Annotated in this window: 27 protein-coding genes and 1 tRNA gene; 15 read left to right on the forward strand and 13 right to left on the reverse strand. The window is 59.8% G+C overall.

Annotation, left to right across the window (positions count from 1 at the left end; genetic code table 11):
• Window positions 1-223: 223 nt before the first annotated feature.
• Window positions 224-406 (reverse strand): hypothetical protein, encoded by a 183-nt coding sequence (locus PH562_RS28095; RefSeq protein ID WP_113230173.1) that lies wholly within the window; start codon window positions 404-406, stop codon window positions 224-226.
• 272 nt (window positions 407-678) lie between these two features.
• On the opposite strand from PH562_RS28095, the gene PH562_RS28100 reads away from it, so the two are divergent.
• Window positions 679-945 (forward strand): DUF982 domain-containing protein, encoded by a 267-nt coding sequence (locus tag PH562_RS28100; protein WP_113230172.1) that lies wholly within the window; start codon window positions 679-681, stop codon window positions 943-945.
• Window positions 946-987: 42 nt separating this feature from the next.
• On the opposite strand, the gene PH562_RS28105 is transcribed toward PH562_RS28100, so the two are convergent.
• From PH562_RS28105 to PH562_RS28115, 3 genes are all read right to left on the reverse strand, one after another.
• On the reverse strand, window positions 988-1,116 hold the full coding sequence (locus PH562_RS28105) for a hypothetical protein (protein WP_285177009.1): 129 nt from the start codon (window positions 1,114-1,116) through the stop codon (window positions 988-990).
• 286 nt (window positions 1,117-1,402) lie between these two features.
• Window positions 1,403-1,487: transfer RNA gene (locus tag PH562_RS28110), tRNA-Leu, on the reverse strand.
• 92 nt (window positions 1,488-1,579) lie between these two features.
• The gene (locus tag PH562_RS28115; protein WP_285177077.1) at window positions 1,580-3,001 is read right to left on the reverse strand and encodes a phosphomannomutase; all 1,422 of its coding nucleotides are present in this window, start codon (window positions 2,999-3,001) and stop codon (window positions 1,580-1,582) included.
• Window positions 3,002-3,189: 188 nt separating this feature from the next.
• On the opposite strand from PH562_RS28115, the gene PH562_RS28120 reads away from it, so the two are divergent.
• Window positions 3,190-3,618, forward strand: a complete 429-nt coding sequence (locus PH562_RS28120) for a BA14K family protein (protein ID WP_285177010.1) — start codon at window positions 3,190-3,192, stop codon at window positions 3,616-3,618.
• Between the two features lie 19 nt (window positions 3,619-3,637).
• Here the strand turns inward: PH562_RS28120 and PH562_RS28125 are convergent, their stop codons facing one another.
• A complete protein-coding gene (locus PH562_RS28125; protein WP_015338465.1) occupies window positions 3,638-3,931 on the reverse strand; it encodes an Rdx family protein in 294 nt (97 codons plus the stop codon).
• Window positions 3,932-4,151: 220 nt separating this feature from the next.
• Here PH562_RS28125 and PH562_RS28130 point away from each other — a divergent pair, with 220 nt between their 5' ends.
• Both PH562_RS28130 and PH562_RS28135 read left to right on the forward strand, forming a co-directional pair.
• On the forward strand, window positions 4,152-4,886 hold the full coding sequence (locus PH562_RS28130) for a type 1 glutamine amidotransferase (protein ID WP_285177011.1): 735 nt from the start codon (window positions 4,152-4,154) through the stop codon (window positions 4,884-4,886).
• An 83-nt stretch (window positions 4,887-4,969) separates the two neighbouring features.
• Window positions 4,970-5,425 carry a GFA family protein gene (locus PH562_RS28135; RefSeq protein WP_285177013.1) on the forward strand — a complete coding sequence of 152 codons (456 nt, stop codon included), beginning with the start codon at window positions 4,970-4,972 and terminating at the stop codon, window positions 5,423-5,425.
• A 2-nt stretch (window positions 5,426-5,427) separates the two neighbouring features.
• On the opposite strand, the gene PH562_RS28140 is transcribed toward PH562_RS28135, so the two are convergent.
• From PH562_RS28140 to lepA, 3 genes are read right to left on the reverse strand one after another with little or no spacing between them, the layout of a single operon-like run.
• Window positions 5,428-5,727, reverse strand: coding sequence for a CcdB family protein (locus PH562_RS28140; protein ID WP_285177014.1), 300 nt, complete (start codon window positions 5,725-5,727; stop codon window positions 5,428-5,430).
• Window positions 5,727-5,957 carry a type II toxin-antitoxin system CcdA family antitoxin gene (locus PH562_RS28145; protein WP_285177015.1) on the reverse strand — a complete coding sequence of 77 codons (231 nt, stop codon included), beginning with the start codon at window positions 5,955-5,957 and terminating at the stop codon, window positions 5,727-5,729. The genes PH562_RS28140 and PH562_RS28145 overlap by 1 nt, the downstream gene beginning before the upstream one ends.
• 59 nt (window positions 5,958-6,016) lie before the next feature.
• Complete coding sequence (lepA, locus tag PH562_RS28150) at window positions 6,017-7,849, reverse strand: translation elongation factor 4 (RefSeq protein ID WP_047628664.1); 1,833 nt, start codon at window positions 7,847-7,849, stop codon at window positions 6,017-6,019.
• A gap of 171 nt (window positions 7,850-8,020) precedes the next feature.
• On the opposite strand from lepA, the gene PH562_RS28155 reads away from it, so the two are divergent.
• Both PH562_RS28155 and PH562_RS28160 read left to right on the forward strand, forming a co-directional pair.
• Window positions 8,021-8,593, forward strand: a complete 573-nt coding sequence (locus PH562_RS28155; RefSeq protein ID WP_285177017.1) for a helix-turn-helix domain-containing protein — start codon at window positions 8,021-8,023, stop codon at window positions 8,591-8,593.
• A gap of 17 nt (window positions 8,594-8,610) precedes the next feature.
• Window positions 8,611-9,132 carry a GNAT family N-acetyltransferase gene (locus PH562_RS28160; protein ID WP_285177018.1) on the forward strand — a complete coding sequence of 174 codons (522 nt, stop codon included), beginning with the start codon at window positions 8,611-8,613 and terminating at the stop codon, window positions 9,130-9,132.
• Window positions 9,133-9,141: 9 nt separating this feature from the next.
• Here PH562_RS28160 and PH562_RS28165 read toward each other — a convergent pair whose 3' ends face one another.
• On the reverse strand, window positions 9,142-9,747 hold the full coding sequence (locus PH562_RS28165) for an HAD-IA family hydrolase (RefSeq protein WP_285177020.1): 606 nt from the start codon (window positions 9,745-9,747) through the stop codon (window positions 9,142-9,144).
• Between the two features lie 147 nt (window positions 9,748-9,894).
• Between PH562_RS28165 and PH562_RS28170 the strand changes: the two genes are divergently transcribed.
• Together PH562_RS28170 and PH562_RS28175 are read left to right on the forward strand one after the other, a co-directional pair.
• Window positions 9,895-10,920, forward strand: coding sequence for a histone deacetylase family protein (locus PH562_RS28170; RefSeq protein ID WP_285177021.1), 1,026 nt, complete (start codon window positions 9,895-9,897; stop codon window positions 10,918-10,920).
• A 96-nt stretch (window positions 10,921-11,016) separates the two neighbouring features.
• Complete coding sequence (locus tag PH562_RS28175; RefSeq protein WP_285177022.1) at window positions 11,017-11,919, forward strand: EamA family transporter; 903 nt, start codon at window positions 11,017-11,019, stop codon at window positions 11,917-11,919.
• Between the two features lie 13 nt (window positions 11,920-11,932).
• On the opposite strand, the gene PH562_RS28180 is transcribed toward PH562_RS28175, so the two are convergent.
• Window positions 11,933-12,517 (reverse strand): TetR/AcrR family transcriptional regulator, encoded by a 585-nt coding sequence (locus PH562_RS28180; protein ID WP_285177023.1) that lies wholly within the window; start codon window positions 12,515-12,517, stop codon window positions 11,933-11,935.
• Between the two features lie 140 nt (window positions 12,518-12,657).
• On the opposite strand from PH562_RS28180, the gene PH562_RS28185 reads away from it, so the two are divergent.
• The gene (locus PH562_RS28185) at window positions 12,658-13,215 is read left to right on the forward strand and encodes a DUF308 domain-containing protein (RefSeq protein WP_285177024.1); all 558 of its coding nucleotides are present in this window, start codon (window positions 12,658-12,660) and stop codon (window positions 13,213-13,215) included.
• A 71-nt stretch (window positions 13,216-13,286) separates the two neighbouring features.
• Here PH562_RS28185 and PH562_RS28190 read toward each other — a convergent pair whose 3' ends face one another.
• Complete coding sequence (locus PH562_RS28190) at window positions 13,287-13,754, reverse strand: group III truncated hemoglobin (RefSeq protein WP_285177025.1); 468 nt, start codon at window positions 13,752-13,754, stop codon at window positions 13,287-13,289.
• Window positions 13,755-14,019: 265 nt separating this feature from the next.
• Here PH562_RS28190 and mbfA point away from each other — a divergent pair, with 265 nt between their 5' ends.
• Both mbfA and PH562_RS30790 read left to right on the forward strand, forming a co-directional pair.
• A complete protein-coding gene (gene mbfA / locus PH562_RS28195) occupies window positions 14,020-15,003 on the forward strand; it encodes an iron exporter MbfA (protein ID WP_285177026.1) in 984 nt (327 codons plus the stop codon).
• A gap of 462 nt (window positions 15,004-15,465) precedes the next feature.
• Window positions 15,466-15,648 (forward strand): hypothetical protein, encoded by a 183-nt coding sequence (locus PH562_RS30790; protein ID WP_095433676.1) that lies wholly within the window; start codon window positions 15,466-15,468, stop codon window positions 15,646-15,648.
• 120 nt (window positions 15,649-15,768) lie between these two features.
• Here PH562_RS30790 and PH562_RS28200 read toward each other — a convergent pair whose 3' ends face one another.
• Together PH562_RS28200 and PH562_RS28205 are read right to left on the reverse strand one after the other, a co-directional pair.
• The gene (locus tag PH562_RS28200; protein ID WP_113230159.1) at window positions 15,769-16,368 is read right to left on the reverse strand and encodes a transglutaminase-like cysteine peptidase; all 600 of its coding nucleotides are present in this window, start codon (window positions 16,366-16,368) and stop codon (window positions 15,769-15,771) included.
• A gap of 235 nt (window positions 16,369-16,603) precedes the next feature.
• Complete coding sequence (locus PH562_RS28205; protein ID WP_285177028.1) at window positions 16,604-17,416, reverse strand: alpha/beta hydrolase; 813 nt, start codon at window positions 17,414-17,416, stop codon at window positions 16,604-16,606.
• A 276-nt stretch (window positions 17,417-17,692) separates the two neighbouring features.
• Here PH562_RS28205 and infC point away from each other — a divergent pair, with 276 nt between their 5' ends.
• From infC to PH562_RS28225, 4 genes are all read left to right on the forward strand, one after another.
• The gene (infC, locus tag PH562_RS28210; RefSeq protein ID WP_174176104.1) at window positions 17,693-18,229 is read left to right on the forward strand and encodes a translation initiation factor IF-3; all 537 of its coding nucleotides are present in this window, start codon (window positions 17,693-17,695) and stop codon (window positions 18,227-18,229) included.
• Between the two features lie 317 nt (window positions 18,230-18,546).
• Complete coding sequence (gene rpmI / locus PH562_RS28215) at window positions 18,547-18,750, forward strand: 50S ribosomal protein L35 (RefSeq protein ID WP_012759782.1); 204 nt, start codon at window positions 18,547-18,549, stop codon at window positions 18,748-18,750.
• Between the two features lie 37 nt (window positions 18,751-18,787).
• Window positions 18,788-19,192: a 50S ribosomal protein L20 gene (rplT, locus tag PH562_RS28220; RefSeq protein WP_113230157.1), complete on the forward strand. Its 405-nt coding sequence runs from the start codon at window positions 18,788-18,790 to the stop codon at window positions 19,190-19,192.
• A gap of 31 nt (window positions 19,193-19,223) precedes the next feature.
• Entirely contained in the window at window positions 19,224-19,481 is a 258-nt protein-coding gene (locus PH562_RS28225; protein WP_285177029.1) for a hypothetical protein, read from the forward strand.
• The last annotated feature ends 11 nt before the right edge of the window (window positions 19,482-19,492 follow it).

Consider the following 19,492-nt stretch of genomic DNA (forward strand, 5'->3'; position numbering starts at 1 on the left):
TCGTGTTCCAAGCCGCGTATGCCGACGCCTGCGATACGCTTCCCATCCGAGGAAATACAGCAAATTCAAGCAGAAAGCCTACCCGCGCACAGGTCTCTTAAAGCGCCGGCTCGACTTTCAATCATGCTTCAGGCCGCCGATATGGATTTTCGGCGGCTTTTCGTGCCCAGCCGTTAGAGAGGCAAGGGGCGACAAGATTGCCTGCTTGTGGCGCTGGAGCGCGCTATCCCGCCCGCAGCGTCGCCATGTCAGTCGGAAAGAAGCCCGCCCAGGCCATGACGGTCATGGCGGTGATGACGAGCAGATACCACATGGCGACGTAATCTTCGACCAGGCGCCGGTTCAATGCGGCGAAAAGAAGAGCGACGCTGAAGGCAAGCCAGAGCAGGTTACAGACGTGGTCCATTTTGTTGTTCCCCTTATTCGTCTTTTCCTCCGTTCGGTAAAAGTTAACGGGATAGAGCCGCAGGAGGTAGCGTCGTAGCGGGAGGGAGGTTTGCACAAAGCGAGAAGGTGCCGTCTGCTCGTGCCTGGATGGGCCGTTTGGCGGGCGGCCCGTGGTTTTCCTATCGCGGGTCTCGCATCCGGAAGGAAATCTTAAGGCATACGCATGAGCCCGGAACATCTTGCCACTGCTCGCCGTTATGGCCCGATGGCATTAAGGCGAGGAGGGCTGCCATGGAACATGGTGATTGGAACAATCCCGTCATAGTCGATCTCGATGGCATCGGCCATTTCGCGATCATCACCAACGCGCTGGATGCGGCAAACTGCATGAGCGAGGAGTGGCCGGTCAATGGCGGTCCGGCAATGGATGAGGCCGTGCTGATCTGCCTCGATGCCGTTCTCGGCAAGGTTTCCGCCGAGCGGTCGCGAAAGGCTTTTCTGGAGGCGGCGCGTGAGGCCGGGCTGAGTGTCAGGCCGGATTCGGAGAGCCTTCACTAGTCGATGCAAGACGGGGCGACGGCCTCCCTCGGCGAGAGGCGCTCAGATTGCCCAGAAGATCAGGCTGAGGATTATGATGACGGCGAGGATGAACCCTATCATCCTCCCGAGCCCTTCATTGACATTGCCGTTGCCGACAATCAGATCGTACCAGTCGCTCTTTTCGTTCATCAAACATCCCTCAGGGTTTGCCCCATTAGGTCGATCTCTTCTTCGGTAGTCAATGATTTAAAAACGCTGGGCGACCGCCATCGATCAGGCTTTCATCGCCTGCCTGCGGCGGGCATCAGGGATCCGTTCAAATGGCGATTATTCAGGGATACTGAAGGCCGGCTTTCATCCGGACAGCCGATTTCAAGACAAGTTCTTGTGAACTCCCGGCGAACCGGAAGCGGCATCCTACGAGCTCGCTAAATCTTGAAATCTTTGAGAAATCCACGTTTCTCAAGAAAGGGAATGGTGCCCAGAAGAGGACTCGAACCTCCACGCCTCGCGGCACAGGTACCTGAAACCTGCGCGTCTACCAATTCCGCCATCTGGGCGACGGACACGCATGTAAGGGGGTGGCCGTCCGGTGTCAACAGGGTTTTTGAAGTTTTCGTGGCAATCGTGAAAAAAGCAGTTGGAGCCCGGGTCAAACCCGGGCTGCCGCCCACGCGCTGATCAGGCCAAGTCCCTGTTCCAACAGGGCCTTTGCCTCGCTTTCGCTCGATGCTTCCACGTAGCAGCGCATTTCCGGCGCATTGCCGGAAGGGCGGAAATGGATGATTCGGTTATCCACAAGTGTCACCCGCAGGCCGTCGATATCGCTCTTGGAGGCGACCGTCGCGATCGGCTTCAAGAAATCCGAAAGATTGGCGTCTGAGGCGCGCAGATAGGCCATCAGCGCGGCACTCGTTTCCACGGGGAAATTCTCCAGACGGTCGGCGGCGGCAAAGGGCAAGCGGTAGCTGCCGGCAACGGCCGAAAGCGGTTTGCGTGCCTTCGCCGCGGCGTAGAGCGTTGCCAGGATCGGCAGGAAGCTGTCGCGCGTCGGCAGCGGCTCGAAAGATTTTCCCTCGACGGTGAAGCGGCTTGATGTCAGCGTGCCGCCATTGGCCTCGAAGCCCATGACATTCGCCTTGCCCGCCGCAATGGCCTCGTCCATGCCGGCGATCACATAGGGAGAGCCGACGCGGGTGCGGATAACGGAGTAGGAGCCGGCCGATTCAATGCCGGAGTTAGATGTGACCGGGGTCACGACCACTTGCGCGCCGAGGAAGTTGGCAGCGATGAGGCCAAGGAGATCGCCGCGCAGCGGCTCGCCGGTTTCGTCCGCGACCAGTGGCCGGTCACCGTCGCCATCGGCCGAAACGATGGCATCCAGCCCATGTTCCGGCGCCCAGGCCTTCATCAGGTGGATCGTCTCGGCCGAGACCGCTTCCGTATCCACCGGAATGAAGCTCTCGGAGCGGCCGAGCGGCACGACGCGGGCGCCGTAATGCGTCAGTACCTGACCGAAGAGATCACGCGCCACCGTGCTGTGCTGATAGACGCCGATCGTGAGGCCGGCGAGGCTGCCTGATGGCAGCAGGCCCTTGTTGCGCTCCAGGAACAGCGCCTCCGTTTCCGCCGTGCGGTTTTCCGCCTCGGCAGGCGTTTCGTCGAGCACTGAATCACCGATCGCAAGCGCCTCCTCGCTGATCGCCACCTCGTCGCGCTTGTCGATTTCGCCATCCGGCCGGTAGAATTTGATGCCGTTGCGGTCGGCGGGGATGTGCGAGCCGGTGATCATCAGAGAGGCAGCTTTCAGCTGTAGGCCATAAAGCGCCAGCGCCGGCGTCGGCAATGTGCCGCAGTCGATCGGCGTCAGGCCGGCCCGCTTCAGCGCGCCGATGCAGGTGGCGGAGATCGCCGGGCTCGATTCGCGGAAATCGCGGCCGACGAGGATGAGATCGCCCGGTTTGGCATGGCCGTTTTTCAGCAGATGGCGGGCAAAGGCTGTCGCGTAGAGCGCTGATGCCCGTCCGGTGAGGTCTGCGGATAGGCCGCGAAGGCCGCTGGTGCCGAATTTCAAGCTGCTCACAGGCAATCTCCCTTGCAATGGTTGGGCTGTTATGGCGCAAGCGGTGGCGGCGATCAACTCATCGTGGATCGATAGGTTCCGGTTGCGGCAGCACTGGTTTTGCCATCGTCATGACCCCAACTAAGATAAGAGGTGCGGCGGCCCGCATAGGTTCGTAGCGTTCGGAACAGGAGTATGTCATGGCTGTTTTTCATAGGATCGCGTTTGGCTGCGTCCTCGCGCTTGCCTCGCTGTCGCAGGCGGATTTCGCGACAGCCGCCTCGGATTCTCGGAAGCTCATCACTCCGCCGCGCACCAATACAGTCATCTGCGATTCCCGTGGCTGCTTCGGTTTCGGCGAGCGGCAGTTCTACACCCGTCCAGGTCAGCCGCTTCCGATCACACCGCCCTATAACGGAGGCCTCAATCGCTTTGGCAGCCCGCGAGTTCAGGTTCCCCCGCGTGAAACCTATGCACCGCCACCGAGGGCTCTCTATCCTTCGCCGGCCCAGAAACTGAGACAGCATCAAACCTGGTGCGCCGAGCGCTACCGGACCTACAATCCCGGCACCAACAGCTATACGACGATCAATAATGGAACCAAGCCCTGCCGTTCGCCTTTCGACTGATGCCTGAGCAGCAGGAGACTTAGCTTTCCAGCGATCCGCGGTCGGTATGGCCGAGATCGCGCTCGGGGTCGATGATATCGCGTACCCGCTGCTTGAGTTCCTTCGGTCCCGGGAAGCCGCCATCCCGCTTGCGCTCCCACAACAGCTCGCCGTCGATGCGGATTTCGAAGACGCCGCCGGTGCCGGGGATCAGCGCCACTTCGCCGAGACTGTCGGTAAAGGTCTGCAGCAGTTCCTGCGCCATCCAGCCGGAGCGCAGCAGCCAGTTGCATTGGGTGCAATAGAGAATGGTGATGCGGGGCTTGTCGCTCATTGTCCTGATCCTTCGTTGTTTGCTGAGATTTAGGCTCAACTTTACTCCGCTGCAAGCCAAAGCACTTCCAGGAAAGGCGCCAAGCGGTTTCCGCCCGGAAGTGAGCAATGGCAGACGGCCGGAGCGGCATTTCCGGGGAGAGCTGAAACGCTCCGGCCACTTGCCTCTCCCGCCGCCTCATGCTCATCTCCGGTGGTAACATTGCTCGGGAATCAACGGTATGCGCGTCGCCATCATCGAGAATATGAAGAACACTCCGCTCGGCGCTCTCGGCATAGCGCTGGAGGAGGCCGGGGCCGAGATCGACTGGTTTCGCCCGTGGAGCGGCGAGGCCTTGCCGAAGGACATATCGGCCTATGATGCACTAGCCGTGCTCGGCGGCGAGCAGAGCGCCCGCGACGACGACACCCATCCCTATCTGCCGGAGCTGGCGCGGCTGATGCGCCGTTTCGAGGGCGAGGACAAGGCCGTGCTCGGCATCTGCCTCGGCAGCCAGATTTTGGCGCGCGCCTACGAGGCCGAAAATCTTCTCGGTACCGCCCATGAATTCGGCTGGAAAACAGTCGGCCTGACTGACGAGGGGAAAAAGGACCCGTTGCTCGCCGATGTCGGCGACGAATTCACCATCTTCGAATGGCATGGCGACACTTTTACCTTGCCTGTGGGAGCCACGCGCCTTGCCGCCAATGCCGTCACGCCGAACCAGGCCTTCCGCATCGGCCGCGCCACCTATGGCACGCAGTTTCATTTCGAGGCCAATGCCGCGGTCGTCGAGCGCTGGCGCGGCGAATTTAGGGAAACCATCGAGCACAAGGAGCCCGGCTGGCTCGATCACTATCCGGAGCTTGTGGCCAGGCATGCTGCAGCGGCTGAAGCGGCCGGACTTGCGATCGCGCGCGCCTGGGTGCGGACGATCAGGGCGCAGGCAGAGCTTCCGCAGGCTGCGGAGGCTTGAGGATTGCAAATTATCAGGCCGAGCGCGCACCCGATTAGCTCGCGTCGTGTACCAAAAATCATGGAATGGGAGGAAATGACATCATGAGCGCACTGGAACTACCCTGCGAAGGCGGCTGCCGTTGCGGACAGGTGCGGCTGAAGATCAATGCCAAGCCGATGCTCACCATGGCCTGCCATTGCACAGGCTGTCAGCGCATGACCGGCGGTCCCTATTCGCTGAGCGCCGCCATCCCATCGGATGGTTTCGAGGTGACGGCGGGCGAACCTGTCATCGGCGGCCTGCACGGCGATGTCATCCATCACTATTTCTGCCCGCATTGCATGAGCTGGATGTTCACGAAGCTCGAAGGCGTCGACTGGTTCGTCAATGTCCGCGCCACCATGCTCGACAACACCAGCTGGTTCACGCCCTTCATGGAGACCTGGACGAGCGAAAAGCTGCCATGGGTGACGACGCCCGCCAGGCACAGCTACGCCGCGCTGCCGGCGATGGAGGAGTATGAGGGGCTGATCGGGGAATATATGGCAGGAAACTGAGGTTAGAAGCCTTGGAAAAGAAAGTCGGTCGCGGCGGTAATCTGATCGCCGTGCGAACTGAGATCAGTAACCAGTTCTCCGATTTCGGTAAGCGAAATAGCCGACATCAATTGGGTCGCCATTATGTATGGCTCGCCAGCGATAGTAAATTGCGGGTTGAGCCGTGCCATCGGCATAGGCACTTCCTCCGCGCGGAGTAGTGGCGCCATCATCCGCGTACGTAGTCTTTCCAGCAAATCGGACTGAAGGTCCAGCGCGAGAATTCGACTTTGCTTCAAACCATAGACATGGAATCTCGCCATCAGAACTGTCGGTATTTTCCAAACGGCAGGCCATGTTTTTCAACATAGGCATTCGCTTGTTCGATGGCCTCGGCATTTTCCAGAAGCCACAGGCGGTCGCGCTCAGCCTTGATAGCGCGCGCGATACCCTCTTCGGCAGCACGTGAGATATTGATTTTCAGTTCACGGGCATCTGAAACGAGCCCTTCGTCGAGAGACAAATTTGCAGCTTTTCGCGTCGCTTGGGTCATGAGGTATTCCTCAAATTATGCGCAAACTATATGCGCATAATTTGTTGTTGGGAAGAGCCTCACTCGTCCCCCATCTTCAGCGCGGCAATAAACGCCTCCTGCGGGATTTCGACCTTGCCGAACTGCCGCATGCGCTTCTTGCCCTCCTTCTGCTTGTCGAGCAGCTTGCGCTTGCGGGTAGCGTCGCCGCCGTAGCACTTGGCGGTCACGTCCTTGCGCAGTGCCTTCACCGTCTCGCGGGCGATGATACGCCCGCCGATGGCGGCCTGGATCGGGATCTGGAACATGTGCTGCGGGATCAGGTCCTTCAGCTTCTCGCACATGACGCGGCCGCGCTTTTCGGCGGCCGAACGGTGCACGAGCATGGAGAGCGCGTCCACCGGTTCGGCATTGACGAGGATCGACATCTTGACGAGGTCGCTCTCGCGATAATCGGTCAGGCTGTAGTCGAAGGAGGCATAGCCCTTGGAGATCGACTTTAGGCGGTCGTAGAAGTCGAAGACGACTTCGTTGAGCGGCAGGTCGTAGGTGATCATGGCGCGGTTGCCGACATAGGTCAGCTCGGTCTGGATGCCGCGGCGGTCCTGGCAGAGCTTCAGGATCGAGCCGAGATAATCGTCCGGCGTCAGGATCGTCGCCTTGATCCATGGCTCGCGGAATTCGGAAATCTTGACGACATCGGGCATGTCGGCCGGGTTATGCAGTTCGATCTCTGTACCGTCGGTCATGGTGAGCTGATAGACGACCGAAGGCGCCGTCGCGATCAGGTCGAGGTTGAATTCGCGCTCCAGGCGCTCCTGGATGATTTCCAGGTGCAGCAGGCCGAGGAAGCCGCAGCGGAAGCCGAAGCCGAGAGCGGCAGACGATTCCATCTCGAAGGAGAAGCTGGCGTCGTTGAGGCGCAGCTTGCCCATGGCCGAGCGCAGGTCTTCGAAATCGGCGGCATCGACCGGGAAGAGGCCGCAGAACACCACAGGCTGTGCCGGCTTGAAGCCCGGCAGCGCCTCGGCGGTCGGACGCTTGTCTTCGGTGATCGTATCGCCGACGCGGGTGTCGGCCACTTCCTTGATCGAGGCGGTGATGAAGCCGATTTCGCCGGGGCCGAGGCTGTCGACGGCGACCATCTTCGGCGTGAGAACGCCGACGCGCTCGATCTGGTACTTCGCGTCCGTGCCCATCATGCGGATGGTCTGGCCCTTGGTCAGCGTGCCGTCGATGATGCGCACGAGAACCATAACGCCGAGATAGGTGTCGTACCAGCTATCGACCAGCAGCGCCTTCAAGGGCGCCTTTTCGCCGCCCGCGCTCTTCGGCGCCGGCAGCTTGTGGACGATGGCTTCCAGCACGTCGGGAATGCCGAGACCGGTCTTGGCAGAAATCAGCACGGCGTCCGATGCGTCGATGCCGATCACTTCCTCGATCTGATCCTTGATGCGGTCAGGTTCGGCCGCCGGCAGGTCGATCTTGTTGAGGACGGTGACGAGCTCGTGATTGTTGTCGATCGCCTGATAGACGTTGGCGAGCGTCTGCGCTTCCACACCCTGAGAGGCGTCGACGACAAGCAGCGACCCCTCGCAGGCCGACAGCGAGCGCGAGACTTCATAGGCAAAGTCGACATGTCCGGGCGTGTCGATCAGATTGAGGATATAGGTCTCGCCATTGTTGGCCTTGTAGTGCAGGCGCACGGTCTGGGCCTTGATGGTGATGCCGCGCTCGCGCTCGATCTCCATATTATCAAGCACCTGCTCCGACATCTCGCGTTCGGCAAGGCCGCCCGTCGTCTGGATCAGGCGATCGGCCAGGGTCGATTTGCCGTGGTCGATATGGGCCACGATCGAGAAGTTGCGGATATGCGAAAGCGGAGTGGTGGAATTGGTGCTCATGCGCGCCATATAGCAGCGCCGCCCCGCGCCGCAAAGCGGAAAAGCGGGGTTTTGGCGGGTATCTTCACGTTATGTTAGCCTTGTCCGGCTCGACGCTGCCGAGTGTCACAATGCTCTTGATTCCATCATGCGATCGTGTATTTCTCGTATAGTGGAATTTCAAAGTATGAGACGCGAACAATGGCGGATGATGATCTGGAACTGGCGATCGGCGCGCGCATCAAGGAGCTGCGCATCGCTCGCGGCCTGACGCTGGATGAGCTTGCCAATGCCTCGGCCGTCAGCCGCGCCATGATCTCGCGCATCGAGCGGGCGGAGGCGAGCCCGACGGCATCGCTGCTGTCGCGGCTCTGCGCAGCGCTCGGTCTTTCGCTTTCGGCCTTCTTTGCCGAAGAGGATAAGGAAGTGTCGCCGCTTGCCCGCCGCGATCAGCAGGCGATCTGGCGCGACCCCGGCACCGGCTATGTCAGGCGGGCTGTCTCGCCGCCTGGAACCGAATCGAAGGTCGATGTCGTCGAAGTCCTGTTCCCTGCCGGCGCGCGCGTCATCTTCCCGCCGAATACTGCAAGCGCCGGCATGACCCAGCATGTCTGGCTGTTCGAAGGCGAGATGGAGGTCACGCATCGCGATGTCGCCCATCGCCTCATGCCCGGCGATTGTCTTTTCATGGGCGTCGGCGATGGCCACGCCTTCCATAATCCCGGCGAGGTGCCGGCGCGCTACAGCGTCATCCTCTATCGCGGCCGTTCATAACACCCAAGGACCTTTTCATGTCTGATATTCGTCTTCTCTCTGCGGCCGAGGCTCGTGCCGCCCTGCCGGATCTTTGCGACGTGCTCGTCGATTGCGTCAATGGCGGCGCTTCCGTTGGCTTCATGCAGCCTTACGGAACGGCTGATGCCTTGCCTTACTGGCAAGGTATTGCCGATAGCGTCGAAAGCGGCGCGACACTGCTTTTTGTCGCCGCGATCGAGGGCAGGGTCGTCGGCACGGTGCAGGTGGGCGCGGCGCAAATGCCGAACCAGCCGCATCGCGGCGATCTCAAGAAACTGCTGGTGCATAGCTCCGCGCGCGGCAAGGGTCTTGCCCGCCACCTGATGGAGGCGGCGGAGCGCGAAGCCGCTCGCATCGGCAAGACCTTGCTGGTCCTCGATACGGCGACGGGCAGCGACGCGGAGGCGATCTATCCGCGCCTCGGCTGGCAGCGTGTCGGCGTGGTGCCGGATTATGCCCTATGGCCGGAGGGCGGTCTTTGCGACACGACCATTTTCTATAAGCGGATTGCCGACTGAGGGCGCAATTCAGACGGAGAAAGCGGCAATGGCATCCGGCAACTTGGAACCGGATGTCCATTGCATCGCCTTCCAGCCGAATTGCCGCGCCGCCTCGATATTGGCCTCCACATCGTCGATGAAGCCGATGTCGCTAGCGGAAAGCCCGACCCGCTCGGTTGCCAGCCGGAAGAATTCGGCTGCTGGCTTCTGCTGACCGAGGGCGGCGGAATAGAAGATGCCGTCGAAGCGGGAGGAGAGCCCGAGTTCGTCCATGAGATAGGCAGCGCGCAGATGTTCCTGATTGGTCGCCAGGAACATCCTCGTTCCCCCAGCCCGCAGTGTGGCGAGGTCGTCGAGCAGGCTGTGGTCCAGGCGGGAGTCATTCTCGAACCAATAGTCGATCAGGGTCCGGGCGCTGAGGTGGGGCGCAATCTTCCCGAGAACCTCCGCAAGCCTCGGCTCAAGCGCATCGCGACCGGTGACGATGTCAGGCCAACAGGTTTTGAAGAATGCCTCTTGCAGTGCCTCGAGCCCCAGGCCGAGATCGCGTTCCAGATAGGTGAAAAGCGGCAGCCCATCGCTTGGCCGGCCGTGCACCAGCACACCGTCGACATCGACCATCAGGATTTTCATGCTGCTTCCCCTGTTCTTCAAACGCTGGCGGAAGTTGCAGTTGTTTGCGGTGACGTTCAAGACGGCATGGCACCCTTTTTTCTCCGGCGCGATGCATGTAAGCCTTCGTGTCATCGGGGTAACAAAGTCGGCAATGGAGAGGCGACGATGCGGGTCATCTATTCGGAGGATCACAAGCTCAGGGATGCGAAGACCGAGCTGCATGATGGCCAGCTCGTCACGCCCTTCGAAGCGCCCTTCCGCGCCGAGTGGATCCTCGCCGCCGTCAAGGAGGCCGGTTTCACAGATGTTATCGCGCCTGAAACCCATGGGCTGGAGACGGCGCGCAAAGTGCACGACCCGGCCTATCTCGATTTCCTCGGCGTGGTCTGGGAGCGCTGGGTCGCCGCCGGCTACAAGGGCGAAGCGATCGCCAACTCCTTTCCCGTCAGGCGCACCAGCCAGCGCGTGCCTGACAATATTGTCGGCATGATCGGCCATTATGCCAATGCTGCCGATACCTCGATCACTAAAGGCTCCTATGAGGCGGCGATCGCATCGATGCGTTGTGCCCTGACCGGTGCCGACTGGCTTTACGCCGGCAACCGCTTCGCCTTCGCGCTCTGCCGCCCGCCCGGACATCACGCCGGCATCGATCTCTTCGGCGGCTATTGCTTCATCAACAATGCCGGCGTTGCGGCGCAGCGCCTGCGCGACCATGGCGCCGCCCGGGTTGCCATACTCGATGTCGATTTCCATCACGGCAACGGCACGCAGGACCTTTTCTACCGGCGCGGCGATGTTTTCACGGCGTCGCTGCATGGCGATCCCATCCACGCCTTTCCCTATTTCCTCGGCCATGCCGATGAGAAGGGCGAGGGCAATGGGCTGGGCACCAACCGCAATTACCCCATGCCGCGCGGCACGCCGTGGGAGGTCTGGTCGGCGGCTCTCGACGATGCGCTTTCGCGTGTCAAGCTGTTCGGCGCGGAGGCGATCGTGCTCTCGCTCGGTGTCGATACGTTCGAGCGCGATCCGATCTCCTTCTTCAAGCTGAATTCGCAGGATTTCCTCCGCATGGGTGAGCGCATCGCCGTTGCTGGGCTGCCCGTCCTTGTCTGCATGGAGGGCGGTTATGGCGTGCCCGAAATCGGCCTGAACGTCGCCAATGTGCTGAAAGGTCTCGAAGCCTGAGGCCTCTTGCATCAAAGCGCCTGATCGCAGGATGAAAAGTTTGAATTTGCCACTGCCTGGCCCGGCCTCTAAAACGCCGCCTAGTTGGGGGTGTTTATGGAACAGAAGCTTGTCGACAGCGGATCGGCGCTGATGCCGCATTCGGATGTTCCGCCATCGACCGGCAGCATCGCCGCCGGCGTGCTGATGTGCGTGATGTCGATGTCGTCAATCCAGTTCGGCTCGGCCTTGTCGGCTCCGGTCATCAACGCCTATGGACCGGCGGGTGCCACGTGGCTGCGGCTTGTCTTCGCCTCTATCGCGTTGGCGATCATCGTTCGCCCGAAGATCATGAGCTACAGCCGCTCGCAATGGCTCGGCGTGCTGGCGCTCGGTACAGTCTCGGCGCTGATGACGACTTCTTTCTTTTCGGCAATCGCGCGTATTCCCCTGGGCCTTGCCGTCGCCATCGAGTTTCTCGGGCCGCTGCTGGTCGCGACCCTCGGCTTCGGGCTGGGCCGCCAGCTTCTGTGGCCGATTTTCGCCGCCATCGGCGTTCTGCTCTTGGCCTATGATGGCGAGGAATGGGTCGGCAATCTCCCTGGCATCCTCTTTGCCATCGGAGCCGGCGCGGGCTGGGCCTGCTATATCCTTTTGACGAAGAAGGTCGGCAATGCCTTTCAGGGCCTTGAAGGTCTTTCCATGTCGCTGCTGGTCGCGGCTGTCGTTTCGACCCCATTTGGCTTTGCCTCGGCCGTCCCTAATCTGACGGCCTTCGGCCTTCTCGAAATAGCCGGGCTTGCGCTGCTCGTGCCGCTGCTTCCCTATGTGCTGGAAATGGTGGCGCTCAAGCGCATGCCGACATCTTCCTTCGGCATCCTCATGAGCCTCGAACCCGCCATCGGCGCCGTTGCTGGTTTTGTCATTCTGTCGCAACCGATGACGCCATCGCAGATGTTCGGAACGGCGCTCGTTGTTGCCGCCAGCATCGGGGCCACGATCTTTGCGGCGAAAGCCTGAGATTGGCGGCCCGTCAATCCCGCGCCTGAAGCTTGGCGATCTGGGGTGCAACGATTGCGATGAACAGTTCTGGATCGCCGAAAGCTCTCGCCGAGAGCATTGCCCCATGAATCGAGGCCATCAGCATTTGCGCCTCTTCCTCAGGTAGCTTGTCCAGCTGGAAGAGGCCATTCTCGGTTCCAGCCTGCAGCACCGACGTAAGCCATCCGGCGAGGCTATGAAAATGGCCACGCACCTGGGATGCGACCTCTTCCGGCAGCATCTGCATCTCGCTGGCGAGCATTGCGCAGACGCAGAAGGGCAGCGAGGCGTCCCGAATGCATGAGTTCCAGTAGTTCACATAGGCCTGCAGCTGTTCCGCAGGGCTCGAGATCCCTTCGCGCAAAGACTTCAGACCCGCTTCCGTCTGCTGCCTGTAACGGTCCACCAGCACCGAGACCAGTTCGGCCTTCGTCGGAAAGTGATGGTGGATGCTTGCCTTCCGGATGCCGATCGTAGCGGAGATGTCTGCATAGCTGAAGCCATTGTAGCCGCCGGCCACGATAAGAGACTGGGCGATGTCGAGAATTTTTTCTGAAGTCGAAGCTATTGATTTCATGTCGCTGCCTACCTTTTGGTAGGCTGGTTGTCAAGATTATCGCACCGCTTCTGGCTCTCACGAAACGGTGTTCGAGCCTCGTGTTGACTCGGTGAATGTATCTTCCTACTAGTAGGTAGACAGATACAAGGAGCATACCGATGCAAAGCCGCATTTCACCCCCGTCCAACTGGCTGCAGTCCTACTATTTTACACGTGCCCTGTTCTCGATCGCCTGGATTTCAGCCGCGATCGTTCTCAGCGCAAAACCGCCATCCGCCGCGTTTCTGCTGGTTATCTATCCTGTCTGGGATGCCCTCGCCAATCTGGCCGACGCCCGGGTTAACGGCGGCCTGAAGGTCAATCCGTCCCAAACATTGAATGTTGTCGTCAGCATCGTCACGGCGCTCGCCGTTGTCGTAGCCACCTACAATAGCACCTACGCCGTTCTGGCCGTGTTTGGGGCTTGGGCGATCCTCTCGGGCCTGCTGCAACTCTATACCGGCGTAAGACGCTGGCGTACCTATGGCGCTCAATGGGTGATGATCTTGAGCGGTGCGCAGTCGGCGCTTGCCGGCGGTTTCATGCTCAGTCGATCCCTCGGGACGGTCGTGCCGACGATTTTGGATATCGTTCCTTATGCGGCATTCGGAGCCTTCTACTTCCTGCTTTCCGCAATCTGGCTTGCGGTGGCGGCCCATCGCAAAGCACAAGCATAGGCGCTGCCTGATCCTGCGGCGGCGTGTTTGAAATGACTTGCCGCCGTCAAAAGAGCGGATATCGCTTTGCCTTAAGCCGTCGTCTTCGCGGGATCGTCCAGCGCTGGATTATAGAAAAGTGAGAGCGTCAGGCTCTTGGCGATGCGCTCGGCCGTCGCCATGAACCAGTCTCTTGCCTCCTTGGAAGGCGCGATATCGGCAAGCGTTTCGGAGAAAAGCGCCAGCCATTCCGGAAAGAGGTCCGCAGCCATGCCCTCGACGCCGAGATGCGCCTGCACCGGCTTGCCGCCATAGGCGCCGTTCTTGAAGGCAACGGAGGACCAGAAGCGCTTCATCTTTTCCATGTGGTCGGGCCAGCGCCCGGCAAGGCGCCCGTCGAAGACCGGTCCGAGCCGGGGATGCGCCTGAACGCGCCCATAGAACGTGTCGACCAGCCTGTCGATGAAGGCGGCATTGATGCCCATCCGCGTCATCTCCGCTTCGGCCTTTTCGCGGATGCCGGCAAGATGGGCGGCGCGGGCCTGTATCTCGTTTTCCATAGTGTTCTCCGAGTGCCGGCGCGTCAAAAACCGCTGCTCCGACGTCTTTCAGATCTCCTATGTATGCAATTTTTCACTGCGACCAAGACGTCATGGAGATGTTGCGGCAATCTGTCAAAGTCGCGCTGCTATTTTCTGCGGCCTCGTTCGGCGGGTCACAAATTTTCCGGCACGATTTTTCCTCCGCAATGACGTCTCCGCGCTTGACCAGCGCAATCGCTCACTTTAGATTTAGAATAATTCTAAAGTCATAAGGTTGCCTCCGATGCTGTTAGGCTTGTTCCGCCCGTCCAAACGTCCTTTCACCTCGCTTTCCGAACAGGAGATCCTGGCGATTGCCATCGCGGCGGAAGAGGATGATTCCCGCATTTATCTCGCCTATGCCGATACGCTCCGCCCGCATTATCCCGAGTCCGCGAAGGTCTTCGAGGATATGGCCGAGGTCGAGGATAGCCATCGTAAGACGCTGATCGATATGCATCGCCGCCGCTTCGGCGAGCGCATTCCGCTGATCAGGCGCGAGCATGTGCGCGGCTTTTACGAGCGCAAGCCGGATTGGCTGCGTAAGAACCTCTCCCTCGATGCCATGCGCGACGAAGCCGAGGCAATGGAGCAGCAGGCCTATAATTTCTATGTCGAGGCGGCCAAGCAGGTCTCCGACGCCTCGACGCGCCAGCTTCTCGGTGATCTCGCGCTTGCCGAGCAGGGCCATGAAGACGTTGCCCGCATGCTTGGCGAGAAGCATACACCGGAAGAGGTCAAGCACGAGGAAGATGCACAGGCACGCCGCCAGTTTGTGCTGACCTATGTGCAGCCGGGTCTCGCCGGCCTGATGGATGGCTCCGTTTCCACGCTCGCGCCGATCTTTGCCGCCGCCTTTGCCACGCAGCAGACATGGCAGACCTTTCTCGTTGGCCTTTCGGCGTCTGTCGGTGCCGGCATTTCCATGGGTTTCACCGAGGCAGCCCATGACGACGGCAAGATCTCCGGTCGCGGTTCGCCGATCAAACGCGGCCTTGCTTGCGGCATCATGACCGCGCTTGGCGGCCTTGGCCATGCGCTGCCCTACCTCATCCCGCATTTCTGGACGGCCACGATTACCGCGGCCGTGGTGGTTTTCTTCGAACTCTGGGCCATTGCCTTCATTCAGAACAAGTACATGGAAACGCCCTTCCTGCGGGCTGCCTTCCAGGTCGTCCTCGGCGGTTCGCTGGTGCTCGGCGCCGGCATTCTGATCGGAAATGGGTGAGACGCGTTCGGCGAAGCCGACGCAACGATCCGGTTATCGTTTCGAGCGTCGAATGCCCCTTCGGGAGGCTCAGGATGCTCAAGTGAGGGGCCAGCGATGAAGGCATGGTCGATGTTTTGTCCTCCCCCGGCGGGGCAGGGGTATCGCATATGGGGTGGCTCGGCACGGGAAATTCCTTCTCCCCCGCGGGGAGAAGGTGGCCCGAAGGGTCGGATGAGGGGGCTATCGATTTGAATTCATGGATTTTCGTAGTCTTGGCGGGCACCCCCTCATCCGCCTGGCGGCACCTTCTCCCCGCTGGGGAGAAGGGGTCAGCTGCGATTTCAGTTCATATGCGATACCCCGGCGGGGCGTGGGCACTCTCGGATCACGAAATGTTAAAAGTCGGAACGCCTTCCGTTGCTATCGGTTAGCAACACGAGGCCGCTCTTGGCCTCGACAGCAAACCAAAGGAGATATCCAATGGCAAACCAAGGTGGAACCCACGAACAACATGTCAAAGCTGGCCAGCAAAGCCACAAGAACATGGAGAGCAACACCCGGAATGCCTCTTCTGGCTCCCGCGAGCAGCACTCTGGCGGCTCCCGAGGTGGTTCCCATGAGCAACACGTCAAGGCAGGCCAGCAAAGCCATAAGAACCATTGACGTTCGTGGTGATGACCAATTCGCCCTTACCGGAAAGTAAGGGACGTTTTCATATGTGATGAAAAGCGAAAGGCCGGTCCGATGGGCCGGCCTTCTTGTGTAACGGGAATTGGATTGCGCTTACTTGACTGCGCCGACCAAGACGTCGTTGCCATTCTCGATGGTGACCCAGCGGCCGGCATTGAAGCTCGCCTGGCGCTTCAGGTAGGAATAGGGGGTCTTGGTCCAGACCTTGATCTCGTCCTCGAGGTTGTCGAGGATGAAATCGCCCTGCTTGGTGCGCAGCGTCAGCACCGCATGTCCTTCGCCATCAGGCTTGCGAACGACCGTCATCAACAGGTTGGAGGCGGAAATGCCGCTCTGCATCAGGAGCTTGCGCTTCAGCAGGGCAAAATCCTCGCAGTCGCCGGCGGTCTTCGGATATTCCCAATATTCCTCCTGGCCGTAGACTTCCATGTCGGTCGCCGGGTGGATCGTCTTGTTGACGCGCAGGTTGATCTGGTTGACGAGAGCCCAGGAGGCCGCGTTCATGTCGACCGGTCCAATATTGCGGGTCGGGCCACACTCGTCGGTATGTCTCTGGCAGAAGTCGTAGTGTCCGATCGGCTGGGATGTCACGTTGCCGACTGTCATCGAAACGCCCTGCTGAGGTGCCGGCATCGCCGCCGACGACATCGCAACTATAGCAGCGAAGGCAATCAACAAGCCCTTAATACGCACGCCCACTATCCTTGTATCGTCCCTGCATTTGTTAACAAATTGTTAATGTAGGGGGGTGCGCAAAGTCAATCGTTACTTAAGTGTTAACGTGAGAACCGGCTCATATGGTTAATTTCGGCACAATCAAGGGAGTAGTTGTCATAATTCTCTGCTGCCTGCGATTATGTAGGCGCGCGCATGCGGCGGCGGCCAAAGGAGGCCGCGCACTAACAAGCCTGCAGATATCTGCTTGTTTTTACGGCGTATTATGCAGCGCCAATGTCTCGGCCACAGTGAGCATGCGCTCGAGATCCTGTGGCCGCGACAGGCGGTGATCGCCGTCACGCACAAGTGTTAACACCACATCGTCTGCCGGCAGGTGCTCGACCAGCTTTAACGAATGCGAGAAAGGCACGTCGGCATCCTGCATGCCCTGCAATATATGCACGGGGCAGCCAGTCTCGATGATGCCGGTCAGCACGCGATTGGCGCGGCCGTCCTCGATAAGGGCGCGGGTGAAGATGTTCGGCTCGGGGCTGTATTCCGAAGGTTCTTCGAAATAGCCGCGCTCCGCCAGCGAGCGCCTCTCGACATCGGAAAGGTTCGGCTCGATGAGATCGATGGTGAAATCGGGCGCGGGCGCGATCAGCACGAGGCCGGCGATGGCGACTGCCTTCTTGCGCTTGCGCAGTTCCTGAATGACCCTGAGGGCGATCCAGCCGCCCATCGACGAGCCGACGAGAACGATCTTCTTCGGCTTGGTATGGTCGATGACGGCAAGCGCCTCTTCCAGCCAGCGCGAAATCGTGCCGTTGGTGAACTTGCCGCCGGATTGGCCGTGGCCGGAATAGTCGAAGCGGATGCAGCCGATACCAAGCCGCTCCGCCAGCGCATCCAGTTCCACGGCCTTGGTGCCGCTCATGTCGGATCGATAGCCGGACAACCAGACGAAGCTGACATTCCTGGCGCCTTTCCCGGCTGCGCGCTGGATGATGGCGATCTGGCGCTCGCTGTCGCCCATGCCAACGGGAAGGAAGATCGGCTGAATGGATGTGGCGGTCTCGGACATGGAAACTCCCGGATTTTCTGCCCTATAGAACAGATTCGCGTCCGCGTGACCTGAAAAATCCTCGATCTTTTTGCCGGGGTCACTATATAATTGGCAAAGATACTGTGTCCTTCGCGCATCTCGCGCTTCCATGACACCCTATTGACACGCGGGAGGTGCTTTTTTCCTGCTGTCATGCTATTGACTTCAACACAGCTTTTACGACATTTCCGTCAGTTGCGCCGACGGGGAGCGAGAGGCTGCAGCTATCCGAAACAATTCGTGGAGAATACGACCATTCGCAGACCCTTTAAAACCGATGCGCCCGTAAAGGACGGGCCACGTTCCAACAGGGAAATTCGCATTCCCAAGGTTCAGCTCATCGCTGCCGACGGCGCGAATATGGGCATCGTCCCGACCGACCAGGCATTGAGAATGGCAGAGGAGGCCGGTCTCGATCTGGTAGAGATTTCCCCCAATGCTGAACCGCCTGTGTGCAAGATCCTCGATCTGGGCAAGCTGAAATACGCCAACCAGAAGAAGGCCGCCGAGGCGCGCAAGAAGCAGAAGATCGTCGAAGTCAAAGAAATCAAGATGCGTCCCAACATCGACACCCATGATTATGAGGTGAAGATGAAGGCGATCGGCCGTTTCTTCGAAGAAGGCGACAAGGTGAAGGTGACCTTGAAGTTCCGCGGCCGCGAAATGGCCCACCAGGAACTCGGCATGAAGCTGCTTCAGCAGGTCAAGGAAGACACGATCGAGATCGCCAAGGTCGAAGCCGAGCCCAAGCTCGAAGGCCGCCAGATGATGATGGTGCTTGCGCCCAAGTGAGGCGCGAGCAGAGTTGAGGTCGGAGCCGTCCCCTGGGCGGCTTTTTCCTTTTCTGAAGCAGAGTCGATGCTGTCATTGATCTGCAAAGATTCCCGCGTCTGGCCCGTTGCACTTCAGGGCAAGTGCGGTTATAAGCGCGCGTCCGAACTGACCGGCAGGGCATGCCGTGGCAGTTCAGAATGCTGGTGGAGCGGTTCGTCACCGTATCTGCCGTTCAACAACAAACGCTCCGGCACCTTGTTGCAGCCCGGCCAGTCCGGATCTGTGGGAAGGGCTTTTAAGCAAAGCAAGCCAGGAAGCATCGAAGGAGTAGCAAAATGCCCAAGATGAAGACGAAGTCCTCTGCCAAGAAGCGGTTCAAGATCACCGCATCCGGCAAGGTCAAGGCAGCCGCTGCTGGCAAGCGCCACGGCATGATCAAGCGTAGCAACAAGTTCATTCGCGATGCCCGCGGCACCATGGTTCTCGCAGAACCGGATGGCCGTAAGGTTATCAAGAACTACTTGCCGAACGGTCTCTAAGACTATTCGTAACGCTATAGACTAAGGAGATCATGAAATGGCACGCGTAAAAAGAGGCGTTACCGCCCACGCCAAGCACAAGAAGGTTCTGAAGGCAGCCAAGGGCTTCTACGGCCGTCGCAAGAACACCATCCGTACCGCCAAGGCCGCTGTCGACCGCGCAAAGCAGTATGCTTATCGCGACCGCAAGGTTAACAAGCGCAACTTCCGCGCCCTCTGGATCCAGCGCATCAACGCTGCCGTCCGCGAGCATGGCCTGACCTATGGCCGCTTCATCGACGGCCTGACCAAGGCTGGCATCGAAGTCGACCGTAAGGTTCTTTCCGACATGGCAATTCATGAGCAGGAAGCTTTCGGCGCGCTCGTCGCCGCTTCGAAGAAGGCGCTTGAATACCTCAAGGACGCCGGCACGAAGAACGAGTTCGAAGCAGCCGTTAACTAACGCTGCCTCGCACGTCTTTCGTAAATTCATTATGAAACCCGCGCTGGCGAAACCGGCGCGGGTTTTGTGTTTGCAGCATACGCTTTTCCATCGTGTCAGGCTTCCTTGTTGGGCGAGGCTCGAAAAATGGGTCGCGCATCGGGCGGCAAATACCAAGGACCGCATTCTTGGCGTGTTTTTGTCATTTGCCCGGTTGATTGGCCGCTTCCACATGGGTAGTGATCTGCAGCGCCTCATCGTTGCCACAAGCAGTCTGATGTGGGTGTTCATCCATTATTCCGCGGAATGAGCGGCGTTCCA

Origin of the sequence: Rhizobium centroccidentale (assembly GCF_030182565.1) — a bacterium.
Taxonomy (GTDB): domain Bacteria; phylum Pseudomonadota; class Alphaproteobacteria; order Rhizobiales; family Rhizobiaceae; genus Rhizobium.

Excerpts from the sequence above, each read along its gene's own strand:
- PH562_RS28165 (WP_285177020.1), bottom strand. The coding sequence starts at position 9,747 with ATGAAAATCCTGATGGTCGATGTCGACGGTGTGCTGGTGCACGGCCGG.
- PH562_RS28170 (WP_285177021.1), top strand. The coding sequence starts at position 9,895 with ATGCGGGTCATCTATTCGGAGGATCACAAGCTCAGGGATGCGAAGACC.
- PH562_RS28160 (WP_285177018.1), top strand. The coding sequence starts at position 8,611 with ATGTCTGATATTCGTCTTCTCTCTGCGGCCGAGGCTCGTGCCGCCCTG.
- PH562_RS28185 (WP_285177024.1), top strand. The coding sequence starts at position 12,658 with ATGCAAAGCCGCATTTCACCCCCGTCCAACTGGCTGCAGTCCTACTAT.
- lepA (WP_047628664.1), bottom strand. The coding sequence starts at position 7,849 with ATGGCGCGCATGAGCACCAATTCCACCACTCCGCTTTCGCATATCCGC.
- PH562_RS28190 (WP_285177025.1), bottom strand. The coding sequence starts at position 13,754 with ATGGAAAACGAGATACAGGCCCGCGCCGCCCATCTTGCCGGCATCCGC.
- PH562_RS28120 (WP_285177010.1), top strand. The coding sequence starts at position 3,190 with ATGGCTGTTTTTCATAGGATCGCGTTTGGCTGCGTCCTCGCGCTTGCC.
- PH562_RS28225 (WP_285177029.1), top strand. The coding sequence starts at position 19,224 with ATGAAACCCGCGCTGGCGAAACCGGCGCGGGTTTTGTGTTTGCAGCAT.
- PH562_RS28205 (WP_285177028.1), bottom strand. The coding sequence starts at position 17,416 with ATGTCCGAGACCGCCACATCCATTCAGCCGATCTTCCTTCCCGTTGGC.
- PH562_RS30790 (WP_095433676.1), top strand. The coding sequence starts at position 15,466 with ATGGCAAACCAAGGTGGAACCCACGAACAACATGTCAAAGCTGGCCAG.
- PH562_RS28155 (WP_285177017.1), top strand. The coding sequence starts at position 8,021 with ATGGCGGATGATGATCTGGAACTGGCGATCGGCGCGCGCATCAAGGAG.
- PH562_RS28180 (WP_285177023.1), bottom strand. The coding sequence starts at position 12,517 with ATGAAATCAATAGCTTCGACTTCAGAAAAAATTCTCGACATCGCCCAG.
- PH562_RS28100 (WP_113230172.1), top strand. The coding sequence starts at position 679 with ATGGAACATGGTGATTGGAACAATCCCGTCATAGTCGATCTCGATGGC.
- PH562_RS28140 (WP_285177014.1), bottom strand. The coding sequence starts at position 5,727 with ATGGCGAGATTCCATGTCTATGGTTTGAAGCAAAGTCGAATTCTCGCG.
- PH562_RS28145 (WP_285177015.1), bottom strand. The coding sequence starts at position 5,957 with ATGACCCAAGCGACGCGAAAAGCTGCAAATTTGTCTCTCGACGAAGGG.
- PH562_RS28125 (WP_015338465.1), bottom strand. The coding sequence starts at position 3,931 with ATGAGCGACAAGCCCCGCATCACCATTCTCTATTGCACCCAATGCAAC.
- PH562_RS28175 (WP_285177022.1), top strand. The coding sequence starts at position 11,017 with ATGGAACAGAAGCTTGTCGACAGCGGATCGGCGCTGATGCCGCATTCG.
- PH562_RS28095 (WP_113230173.1), bottom strand. The coding sequence starts at position 406 with ATGGACCACGTCTGTAACCTGCTCTGGCTTGCCTTCAGCGTCGCTCTT.
- rplT (WP_113230157.1), top strand. The coding sequence starts at position 18,788 with ATGGCACGCGTAAAAAGAGGCGTTACCGCCCACGCCAAGCACAAGAAG.
- PH562_RS28135 (WP_285177013.1), top strand. The coding sequence starts at position 4,970 with ATGAGCGCACTGGAACTACCCTGCGAAGGCGGCTGCCGTTGCGGACAG.
- PH562_RS28130 (WP_285177011.1), top strand. The coding sequence starts at position 4,152 with ATGCGCGTCGCCATCATCGAGAATATGAAGAACACTCCGCTCGGCGCT.
- PH562_RS28105 (WP_285177009.1), bottom strand. The coding sequence starts at position 1,116 with ATGAACGAAAAGAGCGACTGGTACGATCTGATTGTCGGCAACGGCAAT.
- rpmI (WP_012759782.1), top strand. The coding sequence starts at position 18,547 with ATGCCCAAGATGAAGACGAAGTCCTCTGCCAAGAAGCGGTTCAAGATC.
- mbfA (WP_285177026.1), top strand. The coding sequence starts at position 14,020 with ATGCTGTTAGGCTTGTTCCGCCCGTCCAAACGTCCTTTCACCTCGCTT.